The 18,629-nt window shown below is 58.2% G+C and carries 17 protein-coding genes and 5 pseudogenes; 14 read left to right on the plus strand and 8 right to left on the minus strand.

The genetic code is table 11. The features are described from left to right. The first annotated feature begins 12 nt into the window (after positions 1-12). From FQ182_RS15965 to FQ182_RS15990, 7 genes are all read left to right on the plus strand, one after another. A complete protein-coding gene (locus FQ182_RS15965; RefSeq protein ID WP_092234862.1) occupies positions 13-2,121 on the plus strand; it encodes a TonB-dependent siderophore receptor in 2,109 nt (702 codons plus the stop codon). 76 nt (positions 2,122-2,197) lie between these two features. Next, complete coding sequence (locus tag FQ182_RS15970) at positions 2,198-3,397, plus strand: acetyl-CoA carboxylase biotin carboxylase subunit family protein (protein ID WP_092234859.1); 1,200 nt, start codon at positions 2,198-2,200, stop codon at positions 3,395-3,397. Continuing rightward, entirely contained in the window at positions 3,394-4,965 is a 1,572-nt protein-coding gene (locus tag FQ182_RS15975) for an IucA/IucC family protein (RefSeq protein ID WP_256666215.1), read from the plus strand. Before FQ182_RS15970 ends, FQ182_RS15975 begins: the two co-directional genes overlap by 4 nt. Further along, positions 4,962-5,174, plus strand: coding sequence for a hypothetical protein (locus FQ182_RS30325; RefSeq protein WP_256666216.1), 213 nt, complete (start codon positions 4,962-4,964; stop codon positions 5,172-5,174). The genes FQ182_RS15975 and FQ182_RS30325 overlap by 4 nt, the downstream gene beginning before the upstream one ends. Then, positions 5,159-6,301 carry an MFS transporter gene (locus FQ182_RS15980; protein ID WP_092234853.1) on the plus strand — a complete coding sequence of 381 codons (1,143 nt, stop codon included), beginning with the start codon at positions 5,159-5,161 and terminating at the stop codon, positions 6,299-6,301. Before FQ182_RS30325 ends, FQ182_RS15980 begins: the two co-directional genes overlap by 16 nt. Next, positions 6,298-8,073 carry an IucA/IucC family siderophore biosynthesis protein gene (locus tag FQ182_RS15985; protein WP_092234850.1) on the plus strand — a complete coding sequence of 592 codons (1,776 nt, stop codon included), beginning with the start codon at positions 6,298-6,300 and terminating at the stop codon, positions 8,071-8,073. The genes FQ182_RS15980 and FQ182_RS15985 overlap by 4 nt, the downstream gene beginning before the upstream one ends. Continuing rightward, the gene (locus FQ182_RS15990) at positions 8,070-9,254 is read left to right on the plus strand and encodes a type III PLP-dependent enzyme (RefSeq protein WP_092234847.1); all 1,185 of its coding nucleotides are present in this window, start codon (positions 8,070-8,072) and stop codon (positions 9,252-9,254) included. The genes FQ182_RS15985 and FQ182_RS15990 overlap by 4 nt, the downstream gene beginning before the upstream one ends. A 422-nt stretch (positions 9,255-9,676) precedes the next feature. On the opposite strand, the gene FQ182_RS15995 is transcribed toward FQ182_RS15990, so the two are convergent. Continuing rightward, positions 9,677-10,090 (minus strand): hypothetical protein, encoded by a 414-nt coding sequence (locus FQ182_RS15995; RefSeq protein ID WP_092234844.1) that lies wholly within the window; start codon positions 10,088-10,090, stop codon positions 9,677-9,679. A 235-nt stretch (positions 10,091-10,325) separates the two neighbouring features. On the opposite strand from FQ182_RS15995, the pseudogene FQ182_RS16000 reads away from it, so the two are divergent. Further along, positions 10,326-10,529: pseudogene (locus FQ182_RS16000) on the plus strand (transposase); the annotation flags it as partial. Here the strand turns inward: FQ182_RS16000 and FQ182_RS16005 are convergent. Together FQ182_RS16005 and FQ182_RS16010 are read right to left on the minus strand one after the other, a co-directional pair. After that, positions 10,530-10,919: pseudogene (locus FQ182_RS16005) on the minus strand (ATP-binding protein); the annotation flags it as partial. Then, positions 10,912-11,301, minus strand: a pseudogene (locus FQ182_RS16010) (IS21 family transposase); the annotation flags it as partial. The pseudogenes FQ182_RS16005 and FQ182_RS16010, both read right to left, overlap by 8 nt. A 123-nt stretch (positions 11,302-11,424) precedes the next feature. On the opposite strand from FQ182_RS16010, the gene FQ182_RS16015 reads away from it, so the two are divergent. Then, positions 11,425-11,652 carry a hypothetical protein gene (locus FQ182_RS16015; protein ID WP_139273562.1) on the plus strand — a complete coding sequence of 76 codons (228 nt, stop codon included), beginning with the start codon at positions 11,425-11,427 and terminating at the stop codon, positions 11,650-11,652. A gap of 16 nt (positions 11,653-11,668) precedes the next feature. Here FQ182_RS16015 and FQ182_RS16020 read toward each other — a convergent pair whose 3' ends face one another. After that, positions 11,669-13,042, minus strand: coding sequence for a heavy metal sensor histidine kinase (locus tag FQ182_RS16020; RefSeq protein WP_092234838.1), 1,374 nt, complete (start codon positions 13,040-13,042; stop codon positions 11,669-11,671). After that, entirely contained in the window at positions 13,039-13,722 is a 684-nt protein-coding gene (locus FQ182_RS16025; protein ID WP_149413305.1) for a heavy metal response regulator transcription factor, read from the minus strand. The genes FQ182_RS16020 and FQ182_RS16025 overlap by 4 nt, the downstream gene beginning before the upstream one ends. A gap of 208 nt (positions 13,723-13,930) precedes the next feature. Between FQ182_RS16025 and FQ182_RS16030 the strand changes: the two genes are divergently transcribed. The 5 genes and pseudogenes from FQ182_RS16030 to FQ182_RS16050 all read left to right on the plus strand — a co-directional run bounded on the left by FQ182_RS16030 (position 13,931) and on the right by FQ182_RS16050 (position 17,059). Next, positions 13,931-14,290: a co-regulatory protein PtrA N-terminal domain-containing protein gene (locus tag FQ182_RS16030; RefSeq protein ID WP_092234836.1), complete on the plus strand. Its 360-nt coding sequence runs from the start codon at positions 13,931-13,933 to the stop codon at positions 14,288-14,290. Between the two features lie 161 nt (positions 14,291-14,451). Further along, positions 14,452-15,012, plus strand: coding sequence for a plastocyanin/azurin family copper-binding protein (locus tag FQ182_RS16035; protein WP_092234833.1), 561 nt, complete (start codon positions 14,452-14,454; stop codon positions 15,010-15,012). A gap of 48 nt (positions 15,013-15,060) precedes the next feature. Further along, positions 15,061-15,771, plus strand: a pseudogene (locus tag FQ182_RS16040) (copper resistance protein B); the annotation flags it as partial. A 9-nt stretch (positions 15,772-15,780) separates the two neighbouring features. After that, positions 15,781-16,614, plus strand: a complete 834-nt coding sequence (locus FQ182_RS16045) for a cytochrome c (protein ID WP_092234830.1) — start codon at positions 15,781-15,783, stop codon at positions 16,612-16,614. Next, the gene (locus tag FQ182_RS16050) at positions 16,604-17,059 is read left to right on the plus strand and encodes a DUF411 domain-containing protein (protein WP_092234828.1); all 456 of its coding nucleotides are present in this window, start codon (positions 16,604-16,606) and stop codon (positions 17,057-17,059) included. The genes FQ182_RS16045 and FQ182_RS16050 overlap by 11 nt, the downstream gene beginning before the upstream one ends. Before the next feature lie 316 nt (positions 17,060-17,375). Here FQ182_RS16050 and FQ182_RS30950 read toward each other — a convergent pair. The 3 genes and pseudogenes from FQ182_RS30950 to FQ182_RS30960 all read right to left on the minus strand — a co-directional run bounded on the left by FQ182_RS30950 (position 17,376) and on the right by FQ182_RS30960 (position 18,502). Continuing rightward, positions 17,376-17,896 (minus strand): annotated as a pseudogene (locus FQ182_RS30950) (OprD family outer membrane porin). Positions 17,897-17,901: 5 nt separating this feature from the next. Continuing rightward, entirely contained in the window at positions 17,902-18,138 is a 237-nt protein-coding gene (locus tag FQ182_RS30955) for an OprD family outer membrane porin (protein ID WP_371923886.1), read from the minus strand. A 19-nt stretch (positions 18,139-18,157) separates the two neighbouring features. After that, complete coding sequence (locus FQ182_RS30960; protein ID WP_371923887.1) at positions 18,158-18,502, minus strand: OprD family outer membrane porin; 345 nt, start codon at positions 18,500-18,502, stop codon at positions 18,158-18,160. Positions 18,503-18,629: the final 127 nt, after the last annotated feature.

The raw sequence follows: 18,629 nt of genomic DNA on the forward strand, positions 1-18,629 counted from the left end.
AACGTAGTCCACATGAAAACAACAACAAACTCCCTACATTTTTCACTCAGTCTTATCACTTTGGGCATCTGTCACGGTGCCATGGCCGCCGATCAACCCGTCGATTTGTCCACCAGACCTGCCAGTAACATGGAACTGGCACCCATGATGATTCAGGGTGACGTTCTCGGGACGGCCAGCGATCAGGAGGTGCGTACCTATGCCGGCAGTCGCAGCGTTGTCGACTCCAGCGAACTGAAAAAAGCCAGCGTCCGCGGTGTGGACGACGCGCTGCAACGGGTACCGGGCATCAAGATCTTTGACGAAACCGGCACCGGCGCCTTGCCACAGATATCGGTACGCGGGCTGTACGAGAGTCGTAGCGGCCGGATTCAAGCGTTGTCGGATGGCATTCCACTAGCACTGGCGCCGTACGGCCAGACGGGTCTTTCGCTGTTTCCAGTGACCATGGCCACTGTAGACCGTATTGATGTCGTGCGTGGGGGCGCAGCGGTGCAATACGGTCCGAACAACGTTGGCGGGGTGATCAACTTCATCAGCAAGCCGATTCCGCGCGAGTGGGAAACCACTCTGCAGGAGAAGTTGACGTTCAACGCTGGCGGGCGCCAGTTGTGGGACAACTATGTGGGCACCGGCGGCTACCTGACCGACAACTTCGGCCTGCAACTGGACCTCAATACCCTGGGTGGCGAATACGGGCGCGAGCACTCCGACACCGATGTGCAGAACTACCGTCTGCGCGGCCTGTGGAACATCGACGACGATCGCGATCTGAGCTTCGGTATCCAGCACTACAAGGCCGATATGGACCTGGCCGGAGCACTCAGCGTGCGGGATTACAAGGATGATCCACGGCAATCGACGCGTCCGCTGGACCGCTTCGAGGGCGACACCAATCGCGTGTGGGGCACCTACACCCAGCGCCTGGGCGCCATGGGGCCGTTCGACTCAGTAGAATATAGCTGGACCAACTTCGCCCACGACAGCTACCGCAACTTCGTGCTCGGCCTGCCGTTCACTCCGGACGGTACGGCGGTGACCAAACAGGACGGCCCACGCGACTTTAAAGTCTGGGGCACGGAGCCGCGCATCAGTGCCACCATCGATGGTGACACGGTTGGCCAGACCTGGTTGCTGGGCGCCCGTTATGTCAGCGAAGACATCGACTACAAGGTCAACCGCCAGCGCGTCGCTACCGGCGTGACGACGCCGTTCCGGGACTGGAAGTTCGATGACGACGCCCGCGCGTTCTACCTCAGCAACGCCATCAGTCTGCTCGATCATCGCCTGACCATCACCCCCGGCGTGCGCTACGAAAACGCCCGCATGGATTACGCAGACGGCATCACCGGGTTCTCGCGCGAGAACAAATCCGAAGAATGGCTGCCGGGCCTAACGGTGGGTTACCAGGCGACCGACGCCTGGTTTGTCTACGCCAACGCCCAAAAGTCCCTGCGTCCACCGCAAGTCACGCAGATCGTCAAGGAAGGCGATGTCGGCGCCGAATTGGCGTGGAACTACGAGACCGGCGTGCGCTATACGCCGTGGGACGGCCTGCGCGTCGACTTAAATCTGTACCGCATCGATTTCGACGATCAGATCATCTACAACGCCAGAACCGACCGTTTCGACAACCTTGGCAGCACGCGTCATCAGGGTTTCGAGAGCGAAATTTTCTGGACGCCGCAAGCCATGCCTGATCTGGACCTGCACGCCAGCTATGCCTACCTCGACGCCAAGCAACGCAACGGCACATTCAAAGACAACGAGGTGCCGTACGCTTCGCGCAATCAGTTCACGATAGACGGCCGTTACCGTTTTGCCGAGCACTGGACCTACAACCTCGACGGTCTGTACATCAGCAGCGCTTACACCGATGCCGCTAACTCAAGCGATGAAAATGCCACTGCCAGCGTGGGCAAACTGCCTGCTTACTGGGTCTGGAACACCGCCATTGAGCGTGAGTTCGAGCTGGCAGACAAAAGCGTCCTGACCGCGTCCGCGGGCATCAGCAACCTGTTCAACCGCGAGTACTACTTCCGCGGTATCGACACCAGCCCGTGGGGTCGTCAACCCGCGCCAGAGCGCTCGCTCACCCTAGGCGTCAACTACCGCTTCTAAAACCGCGCACTTGCGCACTTGTAAACCAGTTGCCCGATCCTCCGGGACGGGCAACTGCTGCCCTCAGGAAACTGCCATGCAACGTCCATTCGTCATCCTTGCCCACGTCGCCCACCCTGCCATTCTCGAGGGCTTCTTGCCTGCCGCCCATACACGCGGGTTGCCGATCGTGGTCATCACCGACCACGCTCAGGAGCACCGGCGCCTGCTCGCCACCTCGCACATTTCGCCGCTAGAGCTGCATGTTATCGAATGTGATGTGTTCAATCCGCTAGCAGTCATAGAGGCACTCAACAGTCAGGACTTGCAGCCCATCGCCGTATTTTCCAACAGCGATCACCTGCAGACCGCGACAGCGATGGTGGCCGAGGCATTCGAATGCCCAGGCAAGGACTGGCGGCTGTGCTATGCGGCGAAGAACAAGGCGGCCATGCGCGAGCGCATGCAACGTCTAGGTCTGCCTGGCCCATGGTTCCAGGTGCTCACATCGAATGCCACATTACCGACCGCTGCGCCGTGGCCGGTGGTCGCCAAGCCTCGTGAAGGCGTCGCCAGCCTGGACGTCAGACTGTGTCAAAACGCCGCCGAGCTCAGCGCTTACTGCGAGCAGTTCTGGCAGCAGCAACCGGACCGGGCGCTGTTGCTGGAGGCGTACATGGAAGGTCCGTTGTTCACCCTCGAAACCCTGGGCGACGGGCGCAATCTGCAAGCCATCGGTGGCTTCGATGTCACCCTTTCACCACCGCCGCATTTTGTAGAACTCGCCGCGCGCTGGAATGGACAACTCAGCCGCGCTCATCGTGCCGCCGCGATGGCTCAAGTAGCAGCGTTCGGAGTCAATTTCGGTGTCTGCCACAGCGAATTCATTCTGACCGCTCAAGGCCCGGTGCTGGTTGAGATCAACTATCGCAGCATCGGCGATGGTCGCGAGTTCCTGCTTGATCGGCTGCTGCCACAGGGTTGGTTCGACCGCATCGTCGCTTTGCATTTGGGAGACAACCTGATCGACGCGCAACCGGCGCAAGCCGAAGCAACCGTTCATTACCTTGTTGCCGATCGCGCGGGGCGTCTGGATCAGGCCAGCGCCAGCTTCAACGTCGAACGTGAAGGCCATTGGTGCGATTACCGTGCACTGCACAATACCGGCGACACCGTGACCATCAGCCATTCCAACAAGGACTACGTCGGCGTACTGAGACTGATCGCGCCGGATGACGTGAGCCTCGAAGCGCAACTGAATTCGACCCTGAACGACCTGAAGTGGGTGGTGGCATGAGCCTGCATCCGGAGGACGCGGATCAGGCGCTCATTAGTCGACGCATCATCGATTGCTGCCTGCGCGAGGACATCCGTGGGATCGTCAGCAAAGGACAGATTTGTCGGCTGCCGGAAGAACTGAGTCAACACTTGCAGCATCAGCCCGACGCAAGCTGGCTGCGAATCGCCCATCTGGGCGCCGACGAACTATGGCTGCCGGTGGTCAAGGCGTATCCGTTGCAGGACTGGATCGGTACAGGCGACGCCTGGATCAAAGTGTCGCCGCAAAGCCACGGCGAGGTTCAACACGGCTACGGGCTCTGGCTGGGCCATCTGAGCCACGGTCTGGACGAAGAAAGTCTGACGCTGTTCGCGGCGTACCTGAAAGAAGCAGATTGCGCGACCGAACACCGGACCCTGTGCAATCAGGCGTATCGCCAGCATGGCCCTGCGCTGAGCGACGTGACTGCCCTGAAAGACTGGTCGCAGAGGCTGCTGAAGATCGATCAACTGGCGAGCTACCTGGATCACCCGTTTTATCCAACGGCGCGGGCCAAAAGCGGCTTCGATGCCGCCGCGCTCAAAGGCTACGCGCCGGAGTTTGCGCCGCGCTTCGAACTCAACTGGCTGGCGATTCCCAACAACGCCCTGACCCTGACCAGCCCACAGCCGCTGCACTGGCCGGACTTCGAGGACGTCGGCTTGTCACCGACCTTGCAAAACAGCCATTCATTACTGCCAGTACACCCGCTGACATGGGGCGAACTGGAGCAATACGGCCTGCCTGAAGGCACGCTCAAGGCTCCACGTTCGGCCATGCAGGTCGAACCTACGCTGTCCGTGCGCACGGTGGTCTGCATCAATCAACCTCAGTGGCACATCAAACTACCGTTGTTAGTCAGCACGCTCGGTACGCGCAATTTGCGCCTGATCAAGCCCAGCACCCTATACGACGGTCACTGGTTCCAGACCACCCTGCAGGCCTTGACCGAGCGCGATCCGGCACTGGCGTCACGTTATCTGCACGTTGACGAAAAACACGGTGGTCATGCCGCCGAAAGTCGTCACCTAGCCTATATCGTGCGCCGTTACCCGACGGGTCTTGAGAACACCACACTCGTACCTGTCGCCGCGTTGGCCAGCCCGCTTGCCGATGGACGCCTTTTCCTCGAACAGTTGGCCGAGCGCTTCTACGCAGGTTCGTTGCAACACTGGCTGGACGATTATCTCGATCTGCTGCTGCAGGTCCATCTGCGGCTGTGGCTGCATTACGGCATCGCGCTGGAGGCCAACCAGCAGAACGCCGTCTTGATGTTCGAACAAGGTCAGCCATTGCGCCTGCTGATGAAGGACAACGACGCCGCTCGCCTGTGGCCTCAGCGCTTCACCCATGCGTGCCCGGATCTCGCTGATCTGCCGGCAGTCTTGCAGGACGAGCGCATTCGCGTCGACAGCAGCCAACCATTGGCCGAGATGTTCTGCACCATCACCTTGCAGCTGAATATTGTTGCGATCCTGGAAGCGATAGCGACCGCAGGCCTGGCCTCTCGATCCGGTCTGTACGGCACGCTGCGTCAGCTCTCATGACCTGTCTGCAACATCTCGAAGCAGAAGGCATCGACTGTGACGACGCGCGTCGATGGCTGCTCGACAGCCCGAAACTGCCGGTGAAATACCTGCTCAGCGCCGGCAGCCTGTTCAGCAAGGCGCATTCCGGTGCCAGTGACATCAACAAGTTCTATGGCTACAGCGCGGCGAACTTCCTGCTGGAGGATGCTCCATGCAACGGCGTCTGATCACCAGCGTTCTGCTGGGGCATTACCTGTCGGCCTTCACGGCACTGGGTATTCCGTTGTACTTGCCGCGCATCCTCGCCGACCTCGCACCTGACACACCAGGCTGGGCCATCGGTGTGCTGTTCGTACTGCCGACACTCTGCACCGCACTGGCGGCGCCGATCTGGGGACGATGGGCCGATCGCAACGGTTGTCGCTTGTCGTTGCTGCGTGCACATACCGGACTGTTCGCGGGCTTCCTGCTGGCAGGCTTCAGCCCTAATCTGACGGTGTTCGTCCTGGCGTTGATCATCCAGGGCACCTTCGGCGGCGCAATGGCGGCGTCCAACGCCTACCTGTCGACCCAGTTCAAGGGCGGCGATTTGTCCCGCGCCCTGAACTGGACACAGTATTCGGCGCGCCTGGCGATGATCAGCGGCCCGATCCTGTTGGGGCTGCTGACCGCGCAAGGCATGGGATTGAGCCTGTATCGCTATCTGACCTGGTTACCGCTGCTGGCCTTCGTACTCATCCTGCCGCTGCCCAAGGACGCCCCCAAGCATGTCTTGGACAGCAAAAAAGCAGAGGCATTGGGCGACTTGCCGGAAGACATGCCGCGGCTAATGGCGGTGCAGTTTCTGTTCAGCTTCGCGATGGTCGTCACCTTTCCTTACTTCATGCCCTTCGGCGAGCAACTGGGAATTGGCAGCGATGCCATGATCGGCGTGCTCTACAGCCTGCCGCATCTGGTTTACCTGCTGGCCCTGCCCTGGGTTCAGAAGCATCAGGGCAACCTGCTATTGCCGGGGCTGGCACTGCTGGCAATCAGCAACGCGTTGCAATTCTGGAGCGTGCAGGCCGAACCCCTGTTCATTCTGCGTCTGCTCAGCGGAGCCGGCATGTTGCTCAGTTTTGTCGGGCTGCACCGCTGCCTGAGCCAACGCAGCCGAAAAGGCAGCGCCGGTCGCCTGTTCGGCTGGTTCGACTCCAGTGGCAAATGGGCCGGTACCGCTGCTGGTGTCGCAGCCGCTCTGGTCAGTCAGACCTTCGGCATTGCGTCCCCCTTTCTCGTTGCGTGCCTGGCGGCCATGGCGGCCATGGTACTCGCGCACCCTCTATTGATGACCTCCCGGGAGATTCCGGCATGACGCTCGCTATCAATACCGTATCGTTGAACACCGTATCCCAGCATGACCATGCCCTCGATGGCGAAGCCCAACGGCATGGCATCGAGTGCCTGCTCAATTGCTATTTGCGCGAATACGCATTGCCCCGCAACGAAGTGAACCTGAACGATCAAGCCCAGGATCTGCCGATGAGCCTGCGCCAGGCCAATGGCCGTTGCATCAGCATTCACCTGCCCAGTGGCCGCATGGTCGTACGCATCGACCGCGCCAGTCTTCTGGGCCGCTGCCACTACATCAGCGCCCCCTACTTCAAAGGCAATAACCAGAGCTGGCGACCGTTGAACGCCCACGAACTGGCGCGCCTGCTCTGTACCCCGCTGAGTGGAGCCGACCGCGTCGGCGAGATGCTGCAACAGATCGGCAACAGCCTGCAGATCACCCGCACCTTTCTGCGGCATTCACTCCCGGCCAACCAAGCAGCCGACAGCCTGCTGACGTCCGAGCAACATCAACTGTGGGGCCATGCCCTGCATCCGACACCGAAAAGTCGCGAGGGCATCTCCCATGACGATTTGCTGGCCTGCTCGCCGGAAGTTGGGGCGCGCTTTCAGTTGCACTGGTTCAAGGTTGATCCGACGCTGATTCGTCATCAGGGTGAAGATCCACGCAGTACTCTGCGCCAACTGTCGGGGCGCGACGACGCCTATCCGTGCCACCCCTGGGAGGTCGCCCGCGTGCTTGCCGACCCGCTGGTGCGGCGGGCGCAGCAACAGGGTTTGATCACCTACCTCGGCCCCCTGGGTCAGGCCATGTACCCGACGTCGTCGGTGCGCACGCTCTACCATCCGCAGATGGCCTACTTCATGAAGTTCTCGATGCACGTGCGCCTGACCAACTGCGTGCGCAAGAACGCTTGGTATGAACTCGACAGCGCCGTCGCCCTCACTCGCCTGCTCGGCCCCATCATGAGCGAGTTGGCGACGCAACAACCGGGCTTCATGTTGATGCCCGAACCCTGCGCCACCAGCCTGGACCTCAGCGCCCTGGGTACGCTGGAGGAGGCCCGCGAAGTCACCGAATGCTTCGGCATCGTTTACCGGGAAAACCTTCCCGTCGTCGACCGCGAGCGGTACCAGCCACAAGTGGCAATGGCACTGTTCACCTGGGATAAACAGGGTCGCAGTGTCTGCCGCCAACAGGTACAGCGCTACGCCGACAACACGGGCCTGACCATTGAGCAAGCCACGCTGAACTGGCTGGATGCCTATGCCAGTCAGATGCTCGGCGGTGTGCTGTATTGCCTGTTCCGTCAGGGCGTGGCGCTGGAGCCGCATTTGCAGAACACGGTCATTGGCTTCGCGGAAAACGGACTGCCTAGCCAGGTCTGGATTCGCGATCTGGAAGGCACCAAGCTGGTCCCTGAAATCTGGCCCGCTGAACGCCTGAGTGCGCTGGATGAACGTACCCGCAGCTCGGTGTACTACAGCGCGCAAAAGGCCTGGCAACGAGTGGGCTACTGCGCACTGGTGAACAATCTCGGCGAAGCTATCTTCCATCTGGCCAACGGCAGCGGCGCGCTGGAACAACAATTGTGGGACCGAATCGGCGACCTGCTGCACGCGCAATCCACGCGTCTGGGCCATCCGACAGAACTGCGTGAGTTGTGCGCCGGCGCGCCCTTCCCAAGCAAGGAAAACTTCATGACGCGCCTGATGATGCGCGCCGACCGCGAGGCCGGTTACACCTTACTGCCCAGCCCGCTGGCGATGAATGAAAAGAGGAAACACGCATGAGCCTTCCTGCCTCCGTCACCCAACGCATCGAGCAGCTCAAGACTGAACACGACGCGCCATTGTGCGCCTACGTCTACGACCTGCCTGCCCTTGAACGGCACGTAAAGGCAATGCGTCAGGTACTGCCCGAAAACTGCGAATTGTTCTACGCCGCCAAGGCCAACCCGGAAGCCCTGGTGCTGAAAACCCTGGCGCCGTGGGTGGACGGTTTCGAGGCTGCCTCCGGCGGCGAGCTGACGTGGCTGCATGAACAGTGCCCCGACCAGCCGCTGATCTTTGGTGGCCCCGGCAAACTCGATCGCGAACTGGATATCGCCCTGCAGTACCGGATTTCGGCGTTTCACGTGGAGAGCGTGACCGAACTGCGAAGTCTGGCGCGCATCGCCCGCGAACGCGGTGTGCGGGCTCCGGTGATGCTGCGGCTGAATCTGAAGCTGGCCCAGACACCGCAGAGCCGATTGGTCATGGGTGGCAAACCCACGCCGTTCGGTCTGGATGAAGAAGGTCTGGCAAGCGCCCTGCAATTGCTGCGCGAAGAACCGTCTCTGGAGCTCAAGGGGCTGCACTTTCATCTGCTGTCGCACCAGTTGGATGTCGATGCGCACCTTGAATTGATTCGCAGCTACTTCCTGACCTTCCGCCAGCTGTGCGCCGACCACGACCTGCAACTGCCGCTACTGAATGTCGGCGGAGGGATGGGCATCAACTATCAGGACGCGGCCAAGTCATTCGACTGGCCACGGTTTTGTCAGGGCCTGCAGGGGTTGATCAATGAGTACGACATGGGCGCGACCCGCATACGTTTCGAGATCGGCCGCTTCATCAGCGCTGCCTGTGGTTACTACGTCATGCAGGTGCTGGACATCAAAAGCAGTCACGGCGAGTTTTTTGCCATCGGACGTGGCGGTACCCATCACTTTCGCACGCCTGCGGCTCAAGGCCACGACCATCCGTTCACGGTACTGCGAGGCTCGCAGCCGGCACAAATCAGCGATCAGTCCGTGACGCTGGTGGGCCAGTTGTGTACGCCAAAGGACGTCCTTGCCAGACAACAACCAGTGGCGCAGCTAGCGATTGGTGACCTGCTGGTATTCACTCTCGCGGGCGCTTATGCCTGGAACATCTCGCACCAGAACTTCCTGATGCACGAACCACCGTTGAAGGTTTTTATCGAGGGCTGATTCCACGCATATCTGTGGTTGCTTGTCAGATGTGTCCTTCAAACTCTTCGGACAGCTTTCATCCTGTGCAACCGAATTTTCAACGGATGGGAAGTGGGTGGTGCTAACGCCTTTCGAAGTCCCATATTGAGGCTTCGGCACTTGCCGATGGGGTTTCCGTCCGCCAGCGGACAACATGCCGAGATGACAATCCGGGTCATATGATGAGTGGGTCAGAGCAGTTTTGACACTCCCTGTGAACAATAGGGATAAACTCGCGATCTTGCAGTTCAAGCGCAGGGTGCAAAATGCGCGGCCTTTCGAGTAATCGGTCAGAAGCGTCATAGATGCCGTGTTCCGCCGCATTTCAGTAGCCATATAGGGCTCCATCGATTTCGGGGGGTGCACCTGCGATGTTCACGACATTACTTTTCGTACACCGCCTAGGGCGTCTGCTTTCGATTGATGACGGGCAGAGGCCGGGATAGAAATTGCTCATCTAAGCCCCCGCTGTAAGCGTTATAGGCCCATCGCACAAATTGTTCGAGTAGTCGATCATTCTCCATTTTCAGGCGCCCATTTTCACCTTCCAAACGTGCAATGCGGTCGTTTGCCACTTGCACTTCGGAGCTGACGACTTTTCTCGTCCCAACCGAAGTTGACAGTATTTGCTTACGCAACATGAACGCGCGCTTTATCCATTCATGCTTATGCAACGCTTGACGCGTGTAGGTCCTCCGCAAACGACGTGCGACGCTTATGATCAGCAGGTCCCAAGTCAATTTCCCAGACCAGCCGTCAAGGATGGAGACGATCTGCTCAACAGCATCGGGGGTTAGATTTCTCGAACGAGTCATTACAAGTCCTCAGCCACTATGCGTGGCACATTTGGGCCCACTATGCTCTGTCCCGCCTCCTCGTGCTCGCCCAGTATTCGCTGATGGGCCAATATCTGTTCTAGCTTTGACGCCGGTACGATTCCACAGGGCTGGATAATCGCATTCGCTGCAACGGAGGAGTCCCCCCGGTGTCAGGATAGTTGTCGCCTCTCCGAATTTTCCGAAGCACATCGGGGGCGGAAAGAGACTGGTCGTGCCGTACTATTCACCTGAACGCAGAGCCGCATTACTCAAGATGCTGCTTCCCCCGCTGAACCTGTCGATGGCCGAGGTTTCCCGGCGCGAAGGGGTCAGCGAAATGTCTTTGTCCAACTGGCGCAAGCAGCTCAGTTCTGAAGGAAGTGCAGTGTCCGAAAACAAGCAATCGACTCAGAACTGGTCAGCCGAAACCAAGTTTGAAGCGCACGCGTTTGTTATGGGTTGTGATTCCGGACACGGCCAGGGCGCTGGCCAAATGTGTTTTGCCGGTTCCGGGCCCGCCGATGAACACGACATTCTGCGCGGTCTCTGTGAACTCCAAGCTGGACAGATCTTTGACCAGACGGGCATCTGCGCTGGAAGCGCTGAAATCGAAGCCTGCCAAGTCACGATGCATGGGCAGTTTGGCCATGTTCATCTGGTGGTTAACCGAGCGTACGGCGCGATCTGCTTGTTCTTGTTGGAGCAGATGTTCGAGCAGCCATTTCGACGACGCCGTCGAGGCTTCGCCTTGGGACGCCAGTTCTTCCCAGGCGCTGGCCATGCCATGCAGACGCAGTTCTTTGAGTTCCGCCATAAGATCACGCATTGCGAGTCTCCTCATCGGTGGCACGGAGCCGGTCGTAGCGTGCCGTATTGGCAACAGGCGCTGCCTTGAGTTGTAGGTTGGTTTCTACGGAAGGAGGTGGTGCAGTGGAGGTCAGTCGGGCTAGAACATTCAGGATGTGATCGGCGCTCAGGCTTCCCGACTCAAGCACCAATTCCACCGCCACCAGCACTGGGTCGAGACCAGCGATGGGCACAGCAGCCACTACCTGCGTCATGATTCGATCACCGTTGGTGTGACGTCTCAGGCCCTGCTTGAGAAGCCGCAACGGCTTGGGCAGATCGACAAACGGCGCGCCATTGCGCAGCGCACCGGGCTTGCGTTCGATGAGTGGGATGTAATGCTGCCAGTCAAAACTGACCTGATGGGTCAGTTTTCGGTCAGCGGCAACACACCTACAGAACACGCTGCTCACGACCCAGGAAGCGCTCACTCAAATCCGCAGCGCGCATGGCAGGTGGTACTTCAACTCACCGAGGTGAAACAAATGCATCAGACACTGGAGCAGCGTCATGGGCATGGCGCGCAGGCTTTGGCTGAGACGCAGACGAACCTGGCCGTAAGCGAGCGGGAGCGTGCCCTGCTGGCGGAACGCTTAACCCGAGTTGAAACCCAACTGACCGAGTTGACCACAGACAAGCAGCTCCTTCTGCAAGATAACGCGGTGCTTTCCAGTCAACTTTCGGAGTCAAGGGCCAAGTGTGACCAGCCTTGACTATCTCCCGTGCCCCTCATAACGCCGGGAACTCCAGGTGGAAGGCGGTCCAGCCGTTGGCAGAGGTACACCAGATCTTGCCTTGATGAGCCTCAGCGATGGAGCGGGTAATAGCCAGGCCAAGCCCCGCATTGCTCGGATTGCCTTCGCGACGGGCGGGATCGGCGCGATAAAAACGGTCGAAGAGTTTACCCAGGTGCTCAGGCTTGATGGCCTCGCCAGGGTTCTCAACAGTTAGGGTGACGGCGTTACCAGTCTGACGGATCGTTACTGAGATCGTCTTCCCTTCGGGGGTATAACGCAGTGCATTGGACAGCAGATTTGAGATCGCACGATCCAGCATCAACTTGTCACCCAGGACATTGCCTGAACCGGATACGGTCAGGTGGATGCCGCACTCGTCCGCCAGCAGATGGTAGTACTCGAACAGTTTGGCGACCACCTCGCTGAGCTCGATACGCGTCAGCTCCGGAATGATCAAGCCGTTGTCCGATTTAGCCAGGAACAGCATTTCGTCGATTATCCGCGACATGCGCTTCAGGTCTTCCAGGTTCGAGTAGAGGTTCTCTTCATAGGCGTCGACATCGCGTTTCTTGGTAAGCACCACCTCTGTGTGTGTCATGAGGTTGCTCACCGGAGTACGCAGTTCATGGGCGATATCGGCAGAGAAATTCGAAAGCCGAACAAACGCATCATCTAGCCTGGCAAGCATCGCATTGAACGAGGTGACCAACTGCTGCAGCTCAAGGGGGACTGGCTCCAGTGGGATACGCTCTTTCAGTGACCTTGCGGACATCGACGTAGCCACCTGGGTCACTTGTCGTAAAGGTCTCAGCCCACTGCGAGCGACAACCCATCCTAACGCGGCACTTATCAGGGCGCTGATGATCAGCCCGATCCAGAACCATCGCAGCAGCGTCTCAAAGAAGTGCATGTGATTGGTGACGTCGAGGATCAGCAAGGCTGTGAGGGGCTCGGGTTGATAAGGGCCAGACACTTGCGCTGTTATCCCGCGGTACATGTGCCCGCCTTCTTGCCATTCCCACATGCCGTGGTCAGTGTGGAGTCGATATTTCTCGGGGACATTGAAAGGCCTCGGCTCGGCAAAAAGAACTGTGCCATCATTTGCGAGGATGATCGCCGCCAGGTCTTCATGCGCCCCCAGCAGGGCATTAAGCTGAGGCTGCACCTCAATGAAGCCTGCGCGACCACGTGCGCTGCTCAAAATTTTCTGAGTCGATTCGAGCTTTTCAATCAGCGTTTGCCGATCAAGCATTCTGAAGTGATGCCGACTGAGTTCATTGAAGCTCAGTCCTGCTACGGTGAGGACGGCGATCACCGCAAGCATGAACATCAAGCTCATGCGCGCTGTCAGTGACAGATGGTTCATTCCGACTCCGGGGCATCAAGCATATAGCCCATACCTCGGGCGGTATGGATCAATTTCATGTCGAAATCATCGTCAATTTTCGCTCGCAAACGCCGAACTGCAACTTCGATCACATTGGTATCGCTATCGAAATTCATGTCCCAGACCTGGGAAGCAATCAAAGACTTCAGAAGCACTTCGCCGCGCCGGCGCAGCAGTAGTTCGAGTAACGAGAACTCCTTTGCCGTCAGGTCAATCCGCTTTCCACTGCGTATGGCACGACGTTTCAACAAGTCAACTTCAAGATCTGCTATTTTCATGGTGGTCTGCGTGGGCGAGCTATTGCCCCGGCGGAGCAGCGTCCTGACCCGGGCTAACAATTCGGAAAAAGCGAATGGCTTGACCAGATAGTCGTCGGCACCCAGCTCCAATCCTTTCACGCGATCTTCGACGCCGTCACGTGCCGTCAGAAACAGCACTGGGACATCCTTCCCCGCTGCTCGCACCATCCGCAGTACTTCCCAGCCGTCCAGGCCCGGCATCATCACGTCCAGAATCAACAGGTCATACGCTTCGCTCAGTGCATGCTGAAGTGCATCCGTTCCCGTCATGACGCGGTCGACGTTGAACCCAGCCTCAGTGAGGCCCTGCTGCAGGTAAGTGCCTATTTTTGGCTCATCTTCAGCTACCAGAAGTTTCATGTGGGCGGTTTCCAAATTTAGAGTGACCTGAGTGTGCAGCCAAATGCCCCCCCCCAACCTGAAGCTTACGAAAATGTAATCCTAGCTTCATGCCTCTGTCAGGGAGCTTTGTCTAGGGTGCATGCATGAGCACTAGGTTGTGCTCTCGGCCCTCGTATGAACAACAACCAGAGGGGCCGGCCACAGCTTCTTGTGAGGAGACTGTCCTATGAAACTGCTTAAATCTTTATTTCTGATTGTTTCGCTCCTGCTGTCTTCAGCTGTCTGGGCTGAAGGAGGGAGTGATCGCGCCCTAGAGCGCATCGAGAAAATGCGGGAGAAGGCCGAAGCCGTATTGATCCAGGCGGAGAAGGCTCCTCCTGGCCAGCGCCATGTGCACATGAAGGAGCACATGAAGATGCTCGAAGAGATGATGAGCCAGCTTCACAAAGAACACCCAGCTCCCGGTATATCTACGGAACAGCATCTCGCTTGGATGGAAAAGCACGACAAATTGGTGGATGACGCCCTCGGGCAGATGATGCGGGAGCACAAGCTAATGATGGCTGACAAAGAGTGCCATCGATAAGAATCCCCCTTCAAGGCCTTCCGTGATTGCTCCTTTGGCCTAGCGGCGCCACAACGGCGCCGCGTTTTTTCAAGCTGACTAATTTGTAGTTTTGGGGTAAGCCCCCCGGCAGGAACCGGGGAATAGCATAGGATTTCCAACCACCTCAGTGAGGTTTCATCATGAAACGTTCACGTCTCCAACTGTTGATCACCGCACTTCTCTTCGGAGCGACAACTCCAGCCTTTGCGCAAACTCCTGGCAGTGAAACCAGCATTGGCCGACAGGCCCAAGCAACCCCTGCTACGCGTACCGTTTTCGTCAAGATGGATGACATTAGCTTCGGCCAGAAGTCGATCGATGTGAAGCCTGGCGAGACCGTCCGCTTCGTATTAAAGAACGAAGGGGCGCTGATGCACGAATTCAACATCGGCAAGGCCGAATCGCAGCTGAAACATCAACGCGAGATGGCGGCTCTATTCAAAGACGGCACGCTGACGCCGACGGGCAAGGCGAAGTCGATCGTCTGGCGGGAGCACTTCACTGCCCCTAGCGATTCCGATCCTCCGGGATATCCGGAGGTCATTGAGGCAAAACATGACGATCCTAACGCCATCCTCGTTGAGCCTGGGACGACGAAGGAATTCGTCTGGACATTCGCCGATGCGTCCAACCTGAACTTTGCCTGCACCCTTCCGGGACATTATCAGGCAGGGATGGTGGGAACGTTCGTAATGCGTTGAATCGACGACCAGATGCCCCGGCGTTGTGTGCCGGGCTGCACCTGATCTAGCCGCAGCCCAATCCCGGTTCTAACGGACGCAGATCGTGAAGCCGCGTTTCCGCCCTTGCCGGGCCACAAGGTGCACGACAGTGCCATCAACAACTTTTTCCTGCTCGACCAGCTCGAATACCAGGATGCCGATGAAGGCAGCACACTAGCCTGGGATGCGATCGGTTGGATCGGCGGAGACATCAATCGTCTCTGGCTTCGCTCCGAGGGCGAACGCACCAATGGCGTCACCGAAGATGCTGAGCTGGAGGCCTTGTACGGGCACTCGATCGGTCCTTGGTGGGATGTCGTCGCGGGTGTCCGCCAGGACTTCAAACCGGAGTCGCCGCAGACTTGGGCCGCCTTCGGCATTCAGGGCTTGGCCCTCTACAACTTCGAAGCTGAAGCAACCGCTTTCATCGGCGAAAACGGCCAGACCGCCGCTCGATTAGAAGGCGAATACGACATTCTGCTCACCAATCGCCTGATCTTGCAGCCGACAGCCGAAGTGAATTTCTACGGCAAAAACGATCCTCAGCGTGGGATTGGCTCTGGTTTGGCCAATACCGAAGTGGGCTTGCGACTGCGCTACGAGATTGTTCGTGAATTTGCTCCCTATATCGGAGTCACCTGGAGTCGCTCCTATGGCAACACCGCCGATTTTGCCGGCGACGAAGGGGAAGATACCAACGAGGCTCGATTTGTAGCCGGTATTCGCATGTGGTTCTAAGGGGCGGACATGAAAAGAACAATTAAGACCTTAGTGGCGGCGGGCGTCGTCGGAAGCACTGCGGTTGTTGCCGGTGCCTATTTTGGCCTGGTCAATGTTGGTGCCGATGATCCCCACTTCCCAGCTGTGTATGCATTCCTGTCGATGGCCCGTGATCGTTCTATTGAGGTGCGCTCCCAGGACATTCAGGTTCCCAACCTCAATGGCGAGGCCATGATCCGTGCCGGGGCAGGCAACTACAACTCCATGTGTATTGGCTGCCACTTGGCCCCAGGTGTCGCCCAGACCGAACTAAGCCAAGCTCTCTATCCAGCTCCGCCGAACCTGGCCAAGGTCGGTGTCGATGCTAATCCGGCTGCAACCTTCTGGGTGATCAAGCATGGCATCAAAGCCACGGGCATGCCTGCTTGGGGCAAGAGCATGGGCGATCAGTACATCTGGGGCATGGTGGCATTCTTAAACGAACTGCCAAAACTTAATGCTGAACAGTATCGAGCCCTGGTTGCATCAAGCGGCGGTCACGAGCATGGGGGCGGCGAAACCCAGATGCACAACCATGAGGGGCAGCATGAAAGCGCCAGCGTCGATCACCATGCTTCGGACAGTTCAGCAGTAAATGCCAATGCCGACCATCACGGCGATGCTGCAGGCGGTGCGGATCATCACTCCTCGAATACCGCTGAGCCTGCAAACGGTGCAGATCACCATGCTGCAGATAGCTCAAAGGCGAAAAGCGGTGCCGGTCATCATGACACCGGGCATGCCCATGAGGAAAAGGCCCCGGTAGCTGCCCCCAAAACTCACACCCCTGCCGATGGCAAAGAGCACGTACATGAAAGTTAAAAGCAAAGGGGCGCGCCTGGCGGTGCTGGCCGCCTTGTTCGTAGCGTCGACCGCTCAAGCAGCGGATGCCCTGACAATCGATGTGCACCGTGATGCCAACTGCGGATGCTGCAAAAAATGGATCTCGCACCTCGAAGCGAACGGCTTCCAGGTTATCGATCATGTTGAGCACGACATGACCTCGGTTAAGCAGCGACTGGGCGTTGCTCCGCGGCTGGCTTCATGCCATACCGCAGTGATCGATGGTAAGTTCGTAGAGGGCCACGTGCCTGCTGCCCAGGTCATCGAGCTTTCCAAGCGAAATGATCTGGTCGGCATAGCCGTTCCTGGAATGCCGGCGGGCTCGCCTGGAATGGAGGCAGGTGGCACCCAGCACGCCTATCAAGTGACCGGATTGACCAAGGCCGGTACCGACCAAGTCATTGCCGACTACCCCACCAAGTAGCATCTCTGCTAGATGCCGAGCGCTCGACTTTCCCTCTCAAGGTCGGGCGCTCGGAATCCTGGCAACGCGCTCCGTAAACACCCATTTTCTCCAAAAGAAGCCAGCTGCCTGCCGAGGCTGATGGCCGCTTTATGGACAATTATGTTCGCGTTTATAATTTATGCTGCCAAGCATAATTGTCTATAAACCTAAGCATCCTCTTTCCTCTTCAGGCCCTGGATGGTTAGAAATAGGCTGTTGTAGAGCCGGATGGCTCATCGTCTTCCTTGGTACGAAAAAAAGGCGAGCGCCGGTGGAGGCCGCTCGCCGACGTAGCTTAAAGCACTGCGAGCGGGTGTTCGACGATGAGGCGAACCTCATCCAGATCCGACTCGAAATCGGTTGCGCCGATAGTCGCTTGGCGCATGCGGAAGGACACGTCCTTCAGTGTTCCTGCTTGAACAACCTAATTGGCTTCGATGTCGCTCTCCCAACGCTTTTGATTGGTCAGCGGATTGCCGTCCTCGTCGCGACGCATGTAAACCTCGTTGGCGTTGGTGTAGTCCGTATCCTGCCCGTCCAGGTCGTAGCGCACCTGCCAGGACTTCTCCTTGGGCGAGTTGAAGTCGATGTACTGGATGGAGTTATCCAGGTAGATCGAGTGGACAGGCGCAGGTAGTCGAAGTCGTCACTCCCGTTGTTGCGCTGAATGCCGACCATCACGGTATGAGCACCGAACTGTACCCCGACCTTACCGCTCCAGATGTTGTTATCGAAGCTACCCAACTGTTGTTTCCCTTCATCGACGGCGTTGTAGTAGTTGAGTCCACCGATCAGGGCGACATCATCTGAGAGCAGCTAGCTCAACGTGGTGCCGGCGTAGTACTGATTCCAGGCACCTTGAGTCGGCTTGTATAGAGACTGATGCCGACGTTGTCGTTGACCGTATAGTCGCCGCCAAAATAAGCGATCCAGGGGGAGTCGACGGTGCCTGCGTAGAACGTAGTGAGGCCATCGCGCATGCTGCTGAAATTGGGCTCGCTCATTGAATGGAGGCGGCCACCCTGAAGGGCCAAGCCATCGATACTGGTGTTGGCCATAGTGATACCGCAAAAGCTTTCAGGCAGGAGCCGCCACTACCGGATTGCCCGTCGCCAGAGTCGAGTTCAGGCCCAGCATCGCAAAGGCGTCGCCCCCAAAGCCCACAGCGCCCACAGCGCCCTCGGTGAAGATAGACACAAATCCTCCTATGATCCCATGAGGCCATTCTTCCGAGTAGCCGTTGCCTGTGCGGCTCGCCTGCCCTTTGCGGAAATCGCGATTGAAGTAGATATTGCGGTTCAAAATGGTGAGGCCGCAGCCCTCGACGAAACCTTTTGGTTTCTCTTCAGTAGCCATTGTGACCTGTCCGGCACTGACGCTGAGAGCAATCAGTGATAGACCCAACAGGGCTTCACTACTCATGTAGCGCTCCTATGTTTTCTGGCAGTGTGATCTCTGTCAAGTTTCTTGTAGTAATTGCCATAGTGCGCAGGGCATCGTCCGTGTGCTCACACCATATTCACACACGCCAAATAACGGCAGAGCGACT

This window comes from Pseudomonas sp. ANT_H4 (genome assembly GCF_008369295.1).
Lineage (GTDB): Bacteria > Pseudomonadota > Gammaproteobacteria > Pseudomonadales > Pseudomonadaceae > Aquipseudomonas.

Bases quoted from the DNA above. Each gene is read 5' to 3' on its own strand.
- FQ182_RS15970 (WP_092234859.1), top strand. From the start codon at position 2,198: ATGCAACGTCCATTCGTCATCCTTGCCCACGTCGCCCACCCTGCCATT.
- FQ182_RS16015 (WP_139273562.1), top strand. From the start codon at position 11,425: ATGCATCAGACACTGGAGCAGCGTCATGGGCATGGCGCGCAGGCTTTG.
- FQ182_RS30960 (WP_371923887.1), bottom strand. From the start codon at position 18,502: ATGAGTAGTGAAGCCCTGTTGGGTCTATCACTGATTGCTCTCAGCGTC.
- FQ182_RS16050 (WP_092234828.1), top strand. From the start codon at position 16,604: ATGAAAGTTAAAAGCAAAGGGGCGCGCCTGGCGGTGCTGGCCGCCTTG.
- FQ182_RS15975 (WP_256666215.1), top strand. From the start codon at position 3,394: ATGAGCCTGCATCCGGAGGACGCGGATCAGGCGCTCATTAGTCGACGC.
- FQ182_RS16030 (WP_092234836.1), top strand. From the start codon at position 13,931: ATGAAACTGCTTAAATCTTTATTTCTGATTGTTTCGCTCCTGCTGTCT.
- FQ182_RS15980 (WP_092234853.1), top strand. From the start codon at position 5,159: ATGCAACGGCGTCTGATCACCAGCGTTCTGCTGGGGCATTACCTGTCG.
- FQ182_RS16035 (WP_092234833.1), top strand. From the start codon at position 14,452: ATGAAACGTTCACGTCTCCAACTGTTGATCACCGCACTTCTCTTCGGA.
- FQ182_RS30325 (WP_256666216.1), top strand. From the start codon at position 4,962: ATGACCTGTCTGCAACATCTCGAAGCAGAAGGCATCGACTGTGACGAC.
- FQ182_RS15990 (WP_092234847.1), top strand. From the start codon at position 8,070: ATGAGCCTTCCTGCCTCCGTCACCCAACGCATCGAGCAGCTCAAGACT.
- FQ182_RS30955 (WP_371923886.1), bottom strand. From the start codon at position 18,138: ATGGCCAACACCAGTATCGATGGCTTGGCCCTTCAGGGTGGCCGCCTC.
- FQ182_RS16020 (WP_092234838.1), bottom strand. From the start codon at position 13,042: ATGAACCATCTGTCACTGACAGCGCGCATGAGCTTGATGTTCATGCTT.
- FQ182_RS15965 (WP_092234862.1), top strand. From the start codon at position 13: ATGAAAACAACAACAAACTCCCTACATTTTTCACTCAGTCTTATCACT.
- FQ182_RS16045 (WP_092234830.1), top strand. From the start codon at position 15,781: ATGAAAAGAACAATTAAGACCTTAGTGGCGGCGGGCGTCGTCGGAAGC.
- FQ182_RS15995 (WP_092234844.1), bottom strand. From the start codon at position 10,090: ATGACTCGTTCGAGAAATCTAACCCCCGATGCTGTTGAGCAGATCGTC.
- FQ182_RS15985 (WP_092234850.1), top strand. From the start codon at position 6,298: ATGACGCTCGCTATCAATACCGTATCGTTGAACACCGTATCCCAGCAT.
- FQ182_RS16025 (WP_149413305.1), bottom strand. From the start codon at position 13,722: ATGAAACTTCTGGTAGCTGAAGATGAGCCAAAAATAGGCACTTACCTG.